The sequence below is a fragment of the Providencia sp. PROV076 genome (assembly GCF_028483405.1).
Taxonomy (GTDB): Bacteria; Pseudomonadota; Gammaproteobacteria; order Enterobacterales; family Enterobacteriaceae; genus Providencia; species Providencia huaxiensis.
The window spans coordinates 95,828-107,552 of sequence record NZ_JAMPRR010000008.1 but is presented as its reverse complement, the minus strand read 5'-3'; the positions used below and the strand labels follow the sequence as shown (position 1 = coordinate 107,552).

General features: G+C 42.6%; 11 protein-coding genes. All 11 read left to right on the top strand.

The genetic code is table 11. From position 1 onward, the window contains the following. Positions 1-329: 329 nt before the first annotated feature. The 11 genes from pstS (at position 330) to hemN (ending at position 11,667) form a co-directional block, all read left to right on the top strand. Complete coding sequence (gene pstS, locus PSF67_RS06950) at positions 330-1,373, top strand: phosphate ABC transporter substrate-binding protein PstS (protein ID WP_102138817.1); 1,044 nt, start codon at positions 330-332, stop codon at positions 1,371-1,373. A gap of 130 nt (positions 1,374-1,503) precedes the next feature. Beyond that, the gene (gene pstC, locus PSF67_RS06945; RefSeq protein ID WP_004262847.1) at positions 1,504-2,460 is read left to right on the top strand and encodes a phosphate ABC transporter permease PstC; all 957 of its coding nucleotides are present in this window, start codon (positions 1,504-1,506) and stop codon (positions 2,458-2,460) included. A gap of 1 nt (position 2,461) precedes the next feature. After that, positions 2,462-3,343 carry a phosphate ABC transporter permease PstA gene (gene pstA / locus PSF67_RS06940; RefSeq protein ID WP_036958603.1) on the top strand — a complete coding sequence of 294 codons (882 nt, stop codon included), beginning with the start codon at positions 2,462-2,464 and terminating at the stop codon, positions 3,341-3,343. Positions 3,344-3,381: 38 nt separating this feature from the next. After that, positions 3,382-4,158, top strand: a complete 777-nt coding sequence (gene pstB / locus PSF67_RS06935; RefSeq protein WP_004262838.1) for a phosphate ABC transporter ATP-binding protein PstB — start codon at positions 3,382-3,384, stop codon at positions 4,156-4,158. Between the two features lie 13 nt (positions 4,159-4,171). After that, positions 4,172-4,888 (top strand): phosphate signaling complex protein PhoU, encoded by a 717-nt coding sequence (gene phoU, locus PSF67_RS06930; RefSeq protein WP_102138818.1) that lies wholly within the window; start codon positions 4,172-4,174, stop codon positions 4,886-4,888. A 339-nt stretch (positions 4,889-5,227) separates the two neighbouring features. Next, a complete protein-coding gene (locus PSF67_RS06925) occupies positions 5,228-6,067 on the top strand; it encodes an ABC transporter substrate-binding protein (RefSeq protein WP_272676685.1) in 840 nt (279 codons plus the stop codon). Between the two features lie 110 nt (positions 6,068-6,177). Further along, entirely contained in the window at positions 6,178-6,930 is a 753-nt protein-coding gene (locus tag PSF67_RS06920; protein WP_272676684.1) for an amino acid ABC transporter permease, read from the top strand. A gap of 1 nt (position 6,931) precedes the next feature. Next, positions 6,932-7,684, top strand: a complete 753-nt coding sequence (locus PSF67_RS06915) for an amino acid ABC transporter permease (RefSeq protein WP_166266015.1) — start codon at positions 6,932-6,934, stop codon at positions 7,682-7,684. 185 nt (positions 7,685-7,869) lie between these two features. After that, complete coding sequence (locus tag PSF67_RS06910; RefSeq protein WP_102138822.1) at positions 7,870-9,204, top strand: NCS2 family permease; 1,335 nt, start codon at positions 7,870-7,872, stop codon at positions 9,202-9,204. Between the two features lie 366 nt (positions 9,205-9,570). After that, a complete protein-coding gene (gene yihI, locus PSF67_RS06905; RefSeq protein WP_166266012.1) occupies positions 9,571-10,086 on the top strand; it encodes a Der GTPase-activating protein YihI in 516 nt (171 codons plus the stop codon). A gap of 207 nt (positions 10,087-10,293) precedes the next feature. Then, complete coding sequence (gene hemN, locus PSF67_RS06900; protein WP_102138824.1) at positions 10,294-11,667, top strand: oxygen-independent coproporphyrinogen III oxidase; 1,374 nt, start codon at positions 10,294-10,296, stop codon at positions 11,665-11,667. Positions 11,668-11,725: the final 58 nt, after the last annotated feature.

The following is an 11,725-nucleotide window of genomic DNA, read 5'->3' as shown; positions in this document are numbered from 1 at the left end:
TGCGCCGCAGCGTTGTTGGCTGCAACACAAATTGTTTTGAGTATTATTTTATGGTTGCAGGATAAAAAAATTTTTCGCTTTTATGACAGTCTGTCATTTTTCTTTTTGGTATCAATGTTGAAACTGAAATTTTTTAACTATTTGAATTTTATAATATAAATATTCACTTCCCTTCGTTTTTGTTTTCTCTCCAGTGAAAAAATCAGCAATTGTCATAAAACTGTCATAAAAACGACATGTTGTCGTAACTAAATTGTCCTATTTTTCCTACCGTGACATACACCCAACAATTTTATACTTGATTGTTTCTATACATCCCCGGAGGGATTATGAAAATGACGCGTACCACCTTAGCAAGCGTAATGGCAGCAACTTTATCTCTGACCGCAATGTCTTCTTTTGCTGCTACCAGCCTGACCGGAGCTGGCGCGACCTTTCCTGCTCCTGTTTATGCGAAGTGGGCAGACTCTTATCAGAAAGAAACAGCTAATAAAGTAAACTATCAGGGGATTGGTTCTTCTGGTGGTGTCAAACAAATTAATGCAAAAACAGTTGATTTCGGTGCATCCGATGCCCCATTGACTGATGAAAAATTAAAAGAGGATGGCTTGTTCCAATTCCCTACTGTTATCGGTGGTGTGGTACTGGCTGTCAATGTAAAAGGTATTGAGTCAGGGCAACTGACTTTAGATGGCAACACATTAGGTGACATCTATTTAGGCAAAATCACTAAATGGAATGACCCAGCAATCGCTAAATTGAACCCAAATGTTAGCTTGCCAGACCAAGCTATCGCAGTCGTTAGACGTTCTGACGGTTCGGGTACCACGTTCGTATTCACGAGCTACCTTGCTAAAGTCAGCGCAAGCTGGAAATCAGACGTTGGTGCAGGTTCAACCGTTAATTGGCCGAAAAATAGCGTAGGCGGTAAAGGAAATGATGGCGTTGCCGCTTTCGTACAGCGTCTACCAGGTTCTATCGGTTATGTTGAATATGCTTACGCAAAACAGAACAACCTTGCGTATACTAAATTAATCTCTGCCGATGGCGAAGCGGTTTCACCAACGGGTGAAAGCTTCAGTGCAGCAGCGAAGAAAGTTGACTGGTCTAAATCTTTTGCTCAAGATTTAACAAACCGTGATGGCGCGAATGCATGGCCGATTACTTCAACCACATTCATCTTAGTTCACAAGCAGCAAGCGAATGCGGAAAAAGGCAAAGCAGTTCTTGACTTCTTCAACTGGGCTTATGATAAAGGTGGTAAACAAGCGGAAGCATTAGATTACGCAATTCTACCTCAAGAAGTCGTGACCGCAGTACGTGCAGCATGGAAAACAGAAGTTAAAGATAGCCAAGGTAAAGCATTATTCTAGGTGAGCTTAGGTTTTCTAAGTGCACTTAGGGTTGGAAATGGCGGGTAAGTGCTGAGGAACAGGGCTTACCCGCTCATCGTTGTAACGCAATCCTGTGAAAAAGAGCAGGAATGAAATGAGAACAAAGCGCATGGCCGAGAAAACAACGGCATTTAGAGCTCCCAGCAAATCAGGTGATGTGATTTTTAGTGCACTGGTAAAGATTGCCGCGCTCATCACTTTGTTAATGCTCGGAGGCATTATTATCTCCCTTATTTTTGCATCTTGGCCAAGTATGCAAAAGTTTGGGTTTTCGTTTTTATGGACCAAAGAGTGGGATGCTCCAGCGGAAGAATTCGGTGCCCTTGTGCCTATTTACGGCACTATCGTTACATCGTTAATCGCTCTGATTATCGCCGTTCCCGTTAGTTTTGGTATAGCGTTATTCCTAACAGAGCTGGCGCCTAATTGGTTAAAACGTCCTCTTGGTATCGCGATTGAACTTCTTGCTGCTATCCCAAGTATTGTTTATGGGATGTGGGGGTTATTTGTCTTTGCACCTCTGTTTGCCGAATATTTCCAAGAACCAGTTGGTAATGTGATGTCGAGTGTGCCGATTGTCGGTGAATTATTTTCGGGGCCTGCATTCGGGATCGGTATTTTAGCAGCGGGGATTATCCTCGCGATTATGATTATTCCTTATATTGCGTCAGTGATGCGCGATGTATTTGAACAAACACCTGTGATGATGAAAGAGTCAGCCTACGGGATTGGCTGTACAACATGGGAAGTGATTTGGAATATCGTGTTGCCGTATACCCGTAATGGGGTCATTGGTGGTGTGATGTTAGGCCTTGGTCGTGCGCTGGGTGAAACCATGGCGGTGACTTTCGTGATTGGTAATACTTACCAACTTGATAGCGCATCACTGTTTATGCCTGGTAACAGTATCACCTCGGCACTCGCAAATGAGTTTGCGGAAGCAGAGAGCGGTTTACATACCTCGGCCTTGATGGAGCTTGGACTTATCCTGTTTGTTATCACTTTCATTGTGTTAGCAATTTCCAAGTTGATGGTCATGCGTCTTGCGAAGAATGAGGGCCGTTAATATGTCGATATCTCAACCTATCGCAGTGAATGAAAAAGAACGAGCACGCCGTCAAGCGTGGCGCCGCCAAGTTAACAGAATGGCTCTATTTGTTTCAATGTTAACCATGGCTTTCGGCTTGTTCTGGTTAGTGTGGATTTTGTTTTCTACTGTCACTAAAGGGATTGATGGCATGTCCCTCAATCTGTTTACTGAAATGACTCCACCACCGAATACGGAAGGTGGCGGGCTGGCAAATGCCATCGTAGGAAGTGGTTTATTAATCTTATGGGCGACAGTTATTGGTACGCCTTTAGGGATTTTAGCGGGAATTTATTTAGCAGAGTATGGCCGTAAGTCATGGTTAGCTTCAGTTACCCGCTTTATTAATGACATTTTATTATCAGCTCCATCTATCGTTGTCGGGTTGTTTGTGTACACCATTGTGGTTGCTCAAATGCAGCACTTCTCGGGTTGGGCTGGGGTTGTGGCGCTTGCATTGCTGCAAATTCCAATTGTTATCCGAACCACTGAAAACATGTTGAAACTAGTTCCAGATAGCTTGCGTGAAGCCGCTTATGCACTTGGCACACCAAAATGGAAAATGATTTTATCTATTACGTTAAAAGCGTCGGTGTCAGGGATTATCACTGGGATCTTACTTGCAATTGCGCGTATAGCAGGGGAAACCGCACCGCTTCTGTTTACTTCACTGTCAAATCAGTTCTGGAGTACAGATATGAGCGAACCCATCGCCAACTTACCAGTGACAATCTTCAAATTTGCAATGAGCCCGTTCTCTGAATGGCAAGAGCTTGCATGGGCAGGGGTTCTGTTAATTACCCTATGTGTCCTGCTCATTAACATCATTGCACGTGTTGTGTTCGCACAGAAAAAACACTAAGCACCAGATAAATAAAGATTTAGAGAGAAAAGCAAACCATGATTAATGCAAACGATATTGCAAACAGTAAAATTAAAGTCCGTGACCTCAACTTCTATTATGGCAAGTTTCACGCACTGAAAAATATCTCTTTAGACATTGAAAAAAATAAAGTAACTGCGTTTATCGGCCCATCAGGCTGTGGTAAATCGACACTATTGCGTACCTTCAATAAAATGTATGAACTGTATGGCGAGCAGCGCGCAGAAGGTGAAATTTTACTGGATGGCCAAAATATCCTGACTGATAAACAAGATATCGCGCTGTTACGTGCAAAAGTCGGTATGGTATTCCAAAAACCAACACCATTTCCGATGTCAATCTACGATAATATTGCATTTGGTGTGCGTTTATTTGAAAAGTTATCCCGTGTGGAAATGGACGAACGCGTGCAGTGGGCGTTAACAAAGGCTGCATTATGGAATGAAACCAAAGATAAGCTACACCAAAGTGGTTATAGCTTGTCGGGTGGGCAGCAACAGCGTCTCTGTATTGCTCGTGGTATTGCTATTCGCCCAGAGGTTTTATTGTTGGATGAGCCTTGTTCTGCCCTTGACCCAATTTCAACCGGTCGAATTGAAGAACTGATTAGTGAATTAAAGTCAGAATACACCGTGGTTATTGTTACCCATAATATGCAACAAGCAGCACGCTGTTCTGACTATACGGCTTTCATGTATCTAGGGGAGTTAGTCGAGTTTAATCATACTGACAAAATGTTTACTACCCCAGAAATGAAGCAAACTGAAGATTATATTACTGGCCGCTACGGTTGATATGGAGCCGACGATGGATACGCTGAATCACAACAAACATATATCGGGGCAGTTCAATGCTGAACTGGAACATATCCATACTGAATTGATGACGATGGGAGGACTGGTCGAAGAGCAGCTTACCAAAGCCATTACTGCCATGCATAATCAGGATGAAGCCCTAGCGCGTGAAGTTATCGAAAATGACCATAAAGTCAATATGATGGAAGTGGCCATTGATGAAGAATGCGTTAAAATCATCGCGAAGCGCCAACCAACAGCGAGTGATTTGCGCCTGATTATGGCGATTTCAAAAACCATTGCTGAGCTGGAAAGAATCGGTGATGTTGCGGACAAAATTTGCCAAACCGCATTGGAAAAATTCTCTCATCAACATCAGCCTCTGTTAGTGAGTTTAGAATCATTAGGCCGTCACACAGTACAAATGCTACATGATGTATTAGATGCATTCGCACGAATGGATCTCGAAGAAGCTATTCGTATCTATCGTGAAGATGAGAAAGTTGACCAAGAGTATGAGGGCATCGTGCGCCAATTGATGACTTATATGATGGAAGACCCACGGACGATCCCGAGTGTATTAACAGCACTGTTCTGCGCTCGTTCAATTGAGCGTATCGGCGACCGTTGCCAAAATATCTGTGAGTTTATTTTCTACTATGTGAAGGGGCAAGATTTCCGCCATGTGGGGGGAGATAGTCTCGAAAAAATGTTGACTAAAGACGATTAAATGCTCGTCATATTTCGTGCTGTGGCGGTGTTGGCTTCGCTCGGCTAGCCACAACACGAACAATTTAGAGTATTGATGAATGAGGTTAATGTATTCGATAGCCTATTTATTACGATGAATACTCTAACACGTTCTTCTACCGACTTTCTTCTTGCTCAATAAGAGTCTATTGATGGTTTAACCATGTTTGGGGCACTTTGTTATCAAGGTGGCCCTTTTTTGTTTGGTCTTATATTTCATTTTGATATAAATATATTATTTAATATTATTTCAAGTGCTAAGCAATAGTTGATAGCTTGTGATGGTCGATTTACAAAAATTTACCGTCAGGGGTGTTCAATGAAAGCTCGTATTCTAACGACTGTTTTACTTACAGGTTTAGCGCTGACAGCGAATGTCGCTAGCGCAGATAAATTAGATGATATCAAACAAGCGGGTGTGATCCGTATTTCGGTATTTGATAGTAACCCACCATTTGGTTTTATTGACCCACAAACTAAAAAATTAGCGGGTTATGATATTGATATTGCACAAGAAATAGCAAATAGCCTAGGTGTGAAACTAGAGCTTCGCCCCACTAACCCAGCAAACCGTATTCCACTCCTGACTTCAGGTAAAGTTGACCTAATCGGTGCTAACTTCACCATTACAGATGAACGCGCAAAACAAGTTGATTTTTCTATTCCTGATTTTGCGACAGGCCAAAAATTTATTGCCCGTAAAGGCGTATTAAAAACACCTGATGACATCAAACCACTGCGTATTGGCGCAGATAAAGGCACTGTGCAGGAAGTCACTTTACGTGAACGTTTCCCTGACACAAAAGTGATTTCTTATGACGATACCCCGCAAGCGTTCGCGGCACTGCGTAATGGTAACGTTCAAGCTATCACTCAAGATGATGCCAAATTGGTTGGCTTACTAGGTAATTTACCTGAAAAAGTGAAGGCAGACTTTGAAATCTCTCCATTTAGCCTAACAAAAGAATACCAAGCATTGGCAGCAAGCAAAGGTGAAACTCGTTTGGTTGAAAACGTCAACGAAACACTGCTGAAACTGGAAAAAGACGGTAAAGCCGAGGTGATCTATAACCGTTGGTTTGGGCCAGATACTAAAGCAGCACAACCACGCGGAGACTTTAAATTCGCGCCACTGAGTGAGCAACAGCCACAGTCTTAATGGGTAACAGTAAGTACTCAGTGAGTTGAAGCCCCGCACTCTGTGTGGGGTTCTTGGTTATAAGGGATGAGTTTTTAATCACAAGCGGTGAAGGCAATAGGTCGTGAACAATGTTTGAAAAATTTTTAAATGGTGATTTTTGGTCTGCTCATTTACTAGCGCCGCAGTATCTAGAGTGGTTTGGCTACGGCTTTTTGATCACTGTTTGGATCTCGATTTGTACCATTGTTGCAGCCACTGTATTGGGTTTTATCGTTGCATCAGCAAAGGATAGCCAAATTGCTCCTGTGCGTTGGACCGTGAGTATCTATATCTCTATTTTCAGAAATACACCTTTGTTGGTGCAGTTATTCTTTTGGTACTTCGCTTCCGGTGAAATTTTACCTACTGCTGCGATGGAGTGGCTCAATACCCCCCATGAAATCCATTTACTTGGAATAACAGTGGGTTGGCCGTCATTTGAATTTTTAGCGGGCTTTATTGGTTTGACCCTGTATACCGTACCATTTATTGCTGAAGAAATACGAGCTGGGATCCGTGGTGTTCGTCAGGGGCAAAAATATGCGGCATTTGCTTTAGGGCTAACTTCATGGCAGGCCATGAAACTGGTGGTATTACCGCAAGCAGTAAAAATCGCTATGCCTCCGCTACTAGGCCAATATATGAATGTGGTGAAAAATTCATCATTAACAATGGCAATAGGTGTAGCGGAACTGTCTTATGTTTCTCGCCAAGTAGATAGCCAGACATTACAAACCTTCGCAGCCTTTGGCGTGGCAACCGTTTTGTATATTGCCATTATTGCAGTGATGGAAGGTTGGGGCCAGTGGCGCCAGCAGCGTAATTTGGCTCAGGGGGTATAAGATGGATTTTTCGATTATTGAGCAGAACTGGCAATATTTGTTATTTGGCACTTTCCCGGATGGCCCATTAGAAGGCGCAGCACTGACGTTAGTCATTAGCTTGCTTGCAGGTGCAGCTTCTATTGTATTAGGTACATTGGGGGGGATTGCATTAGCCATGCTGCGAGGTTTTTGGGTTAACCTATTCGCTGCAGTATTAGGTTTTTTCCGTGCAATTCCAGTAATTATGCTGATTTTTTGGACCTATTTCTTGTTGCCGATGTTATTGGGCACGGAAATTCCTGGGATAGCGACAGTTGTATGTGCATTGGCATTGATTACCTCTGCATATTTGGCTCATGCCGTGAAAGCGGGTATTTTAGCGATAGGTAAAGGGCAGTGGCAAGCCGGGATGTCCTTGGGGTTTAGCCGCTGGCAGGTATTGTGGAATATCGTATTACCACAGGCTTTACGTATGATGGTTCCGTCATTTATTAACCAGTGGGTGGCATTAATTAAAGATACCTCATTGGCTTATATTGTTGGGGTCGCTGAGCTGTCATTTTTGGCGACACAAGTGAATAACCGTGAAATGGTTTATCCTCTTGAAGTTTTCTTATTCGTCGCATTTATTTATTTTGTGATGTGCTTTGCGGTAGAAATCATTGCAAATAGGGTGGCGAAAAGGCTTAGCGCGCAACATCAGCCTCAGAAACTGGCAGCGAAACATCGTTTATTGTTTTGGCGTCGACAAAAACTATTAGCACTTTCTTAAATTAAACGTGGTGGTGAAATAACCGCCACTTCTTCTATTAGTTACCATCAATTCTTTTATTATTTCACTCAAGTGTATCAGTTAGTTAGGACATTTTTGCCCATTACAGTTTACGCAATCGTTTTCTTTTGTGATTTTTAATTGTAGTATAGGGCGAAAAAAACTTTTTTTGGGCGCGATATCTAATGAGTAATCAATCTTCTAGCTCGGCACAACCGCAGGGCTTGTTTCAGCGTGTTTTTAAATTACAAGAACATGGCACCACAGCAAGAACTGAGGTTGTTGCTGGCTTCACTACCTTCTTAACGATGGTCTATATCGTCTTCGTTAACCCTCAAATTCTCTCAGTTGCAGGAATGGATATCAAAGCGGTATTTGTCACTACCTGCTTGATTGCGGCTATTGGCAGTATTTTGATGGGATTACTGGCGAATTTACCTATTGCTGTTGCGCCAGCCATGGGGCTGAATGCTTTCTTTGCTTTTGTTGTTGTTGGAGCGATGGGGTATTCATGGGAAATCGCGATGGGCGCGGTATTCTGGGGAGCTGTCGGGTTATTTATTCTGACGCTATTTCGCATTCGTTATTGGATTATCGCCAATATTCCTCTTAGCCTACGCGTTGGTATTACCAGCGGTATCGGTTTATTTATTGCCATGATGGGGCTGAAAAATTCCGGTATTATTGTTGCGAACCCGGACACGTTAGTTTCTATCGGTAACTTAACCCACCATAATGTTTGGCTGGGAGCACTCGGTTTCTTTATTATCGCTATTCTTGCCGCACGCAATATTCATGCCGCGGTATTAGTTTCTATTGCAGTGACAACATTGATTGGCCTAGCTCTAGGGGATGTGAAATATTCTGGGATATTCTCAATGCCGCCGAGTATCACGAGCGTTGTGGGGCAAGTTGATTTCTCTGGCTCTTTAGACTTAGCGCTATCCGGTGTGATTTTTGCCTTTATGTTAGTTAACTTGTTTGACTCATCAGGCACCATGATAGGTGTGACTGACAAAGCGGGTATTACGAATGAACGCGGGACTTTCCCACGAATGAAACAAGCGTTATATGTGGACAGCTTGAGTTCTGTCGCAGGTTCAGCGATGGGGACCTCTTCTGTCACTGCATATATCGAAAGTTCTTCTGGTGTTTCTGTCGGTGGGCGCACAGGTTTAACTGCGATTGTCGTTGGTGTTTTATTCCTATTGACCATGTTTATCTCACCTCTTGCAGGCATGGTTCCAGCTTATGCTACTGCGGGTGCCTTGATTTACGTGGGCGTGCTGATGACTTCAAGCTTAACTCGCGTGAAGTGGGATGACTTAACCGAGTCTGTACCCGCATTCATTACCGCTGTGATGATGCCATTTAGTTTCTCAATCACAGAAGGTATTGCGCTAGGCTTTATTGCGTACTGTGCAATGAAAATTGGTACCGGACGCTGGCGTGACCTGGGTCTGTGCGTGATTTTAGTGGCGGCGATGTTCCTACTAAAAATGGTGCTCGTCGACGCCTAATATTCGTCATACTTCAAGCTGTGGCGTTGTTGTCTTCACTCGGCTACTCGGGTCACATACTTATGTATGCTCCCCGAGATAACCTCGATTGACGCCTAGCCACAACTTGAATTATTTAGAATATTTCTCAAGATGGCTCTCTATTTTTTTAGGTAAAACCACTTGGAAGATTAATCCCCCTTCGGATGGCTTTCCCGTCTTGTTACTTGCATGCAACACAAATTATTTAAGGTATAATCAATAAAGTACTGTTGCGAAGGCAGGGTGGGATAAAAAATCCGCTGAAATTGCAAACTAGTGCTTTCCCCCTTTATGGGATCCTGCTAGATTTCGCAGCAGAAACTGACTTTATCAAGGTATCAGACCATGAATGCACCAAAAAAACCGGCTGCTAAGCCAAAGAAAAAATACCGTAAAACCAAAGAAGAAATTAATGCGGAAGGCCGTGAGCGTAAACGCGAGAAAAAACATCGTGGTCATAAATCCGGTAGCCGTTATGTAGAACAAGCATCTAACAAGCAAAATGGCGGGCAAAATAGTTCAACCGACCCTCGTTTAGGTAGCAAAAAGCCTGTGCCTTTAATTGTGGATGAAAAACAGGCCACGAAACCTGTGGTTGAGAAAAAACAGCCGACTGTCAAAGAAAAATTGACGCCAGAAAAAGAGCTGGAAATGCTGGAAAGCGATGATCGTTTAGATAGCATTTTAGCGCGTCTGGAAGATGGCGAAACCATCACAGCACAAGAGCAGCAGTATGTTGATACCTGTTTAGATCGCATTGATGAATTGATGAATATTCTCGGTATTGAATATAGCGAAGAAGAAGAGGAAGAAGACGAAGAAAAACTTGATGACATTATGCGCATCTTAAAAAGTAAATAATTTCGTTTAAAAGATCCCTCGTGCTAGCGGGGGATTTAGCTATTTTTTCTGCTAACTCACTTTTCTTTGATGTTGTATCAAATCTCTTTTCGCTAACATACTTTATAATATTATTTAAGTTGTGAAACTTTCACACTCACCAAATAACAATTAAATAAGGTGCAACCCGTTATTATGGTTTGAGCTTTTGGTCAATTGAGGAATGTTATGTCAGAGCAAAATATTGTTTGGGATCTTTCTCTCATTCAAAAATACAATTATTCAGGGCCTCGTTATACCTCGTATCCTACAGCCTTGGAATTCAACCAAGACTACGATGAGAATGCGTTTGTTCAAGCAACAAAACGTTATCCCAATCGACCTTTATCGCTCTATGTCCACATCCCTTTTTGCCATAAGCTTTGTTATTTCTGTGGCTGTAATAAATTAGTGACACGCCAAAAACATAAAGCTGATGAATACCTTAAAGTAATTGAAAAAGAAATTATCCAACGAGCCGCTTTATTAAAAGACCGCATTGTGACTCAAATGCATTGGGGCGGTGGTACTCCAACTTATCTCGATAAAGTCCAAGTTAGTCATTTAGTTGGTTTATTGAAAAAACACTTTAATTTTGCGGATGATGTGGAAATGTCGATTGAAATCGACCCGCGTGAAATTGAACTGGATATGATAGACCATCTGCGCCATGAAGGGTTTAACCGCCTAAGCATGGGCGTTCAGGATTTTAATAAAGAGGTTCAGGTGCTGGTTAACCGTGAACAGGATGAAGAATTTATTTTTTCCCTAATTAAACGGGCCAAAGAGACGGGGTTTTCCTCAACGAGTATTGATTTAATTTATGGCTTACCTAAGCAAACCCCTGAAAGCTTTGCGTTTACCCTAAAAAAAGTGGCTGAATTATCACCAGATCGCTTAAGTGTGTTCAATTATGCACACTTACCTAATTTATTTGCAGCGCAGCGTAAAATTAAAGATGAAGACTTACCGAGCGCAGAGCAAAAACTCGATATTTTGCAAGACACAATCGCGACCCTCACCAGAGATGGCTATCAATTTATTGGTATGGACCACTTTGCTCGCCCTGAAGATGAGCTTGCCGTGGCACAACGGGAAGGGGTTCTACACCGTAATTTCCAAGGATATACAACTCAAGGCGACTGTGATTTGCTGGGGCTAGGCGTTTCTGCAATCAGTATGTTAGGTGATAACTACGCGCAAAATCAGAAAGATTTGAAAACCTATTATGCGCAAGTTGAAGAGAAAGGCCAAGCGCTGTGGCGTGGCCTCGTTTTAACCGATGACGATTGCCTACGCCGTGATGTCATCAAAATTTTAATCTGTAACTTCCAATTGGATTTTGCCCAAATTGAAGCAATCTATCCAATTGATTTTAAATCCTATTTTAAAGAGGATTTAGAGTTATTGAAGCCAATGGCAGAAGATGGGTTGGTCGAAATGACAGACAAAGGTATTAAAGTTACGCCGCAAGGGCGTTTACTTATTCGGAATGTTTGTATGTGTTTTGATGTTTATTTACGGAATCAGATGAGGCAGCGGCAGTTTTCCCGTGTCATCTAAATACTCTTCATATTTCGCCCTGTCGCGTTGTTGGCTGCGTTCGCTAACCCTAGTCACA

Excerpts from the sequence above, each read along its gene's own strand:
- pstS (WP_102138817.1), top strand. The coding sequence starts at position 330 with ATGAAAATGACGCGTACCACCTTAGCAAGCGTAATGGCAGCAACTTTA.
- pstC (WP_004262847.1), top strand. The coding sequence starts at position 1,504 with ATGGCCGAGAAAACAACGGCATTTAGAGCTCCCAGCAAATCAGGTGAT.
- pstA (WP_036958603.1), top strand. The coding sequence starts at position 2,462 with ATGTCGATATCTCAACCTATCGCAGTGAATGAAAAAGAACGAGCACGC.
- pstB (WP_004262838.1), top strand. The coding sequence starts at position 3,382 with ATGATTAATGCAAACGATATTGCAAACAGTAAAATTAAAGTCCGTGAC.
- phoU (WP_102138818.1), top strand. The coding sequence starts at position 4,172 with ATGGATACGCTGAATCACAACAAACATATATCGGGGCAGTTCAATGCT.
- PSF67_RS06925 (WP_272676685.1), top strand. The coding sequence starts at position 5,228 with ATGAAAGCTCGTATTCTAACGACTGTTTTACTTACAGGTTTAGCGCTG.
- PSF67_RS06920 (WP_272676684.1), top strand. The coding sequence starts at position 6,178 with ATGTTTGAAAAATTTTTAAATGGTGATTTTTGGTCTGCTCATTTACTA.
- PSF67_RS06915 (WP_166266015.1), top strand. The coding sequence starts at position 6,932 with ATGGATTTTTCGATTATTGAGCAGAACTGGCAATATTTGTTATTTGGC.
- PSF67_RS06910 (WP_102138822.1), top strand. The coding sequence starts at position 7,870 with ATGAGTAATCAATCTTCTAGCTCGGCACAACCGCAGGGCTTGTTTCAG.
- yihI (WP_166266012.1), top strand. The coding sequence starts at position 9,571 with ATGAATGCACCAAAAAAACCGGCTGCTAAGCCAAAGAAAAAATACCGT.
- hemN (WP_102138824.1), top strand. The coding sequence starts at position 10,294 with ATGTCAGAGCAAAATATTGTTTGGGATCTTTCTCTCATTCAAAAATAC.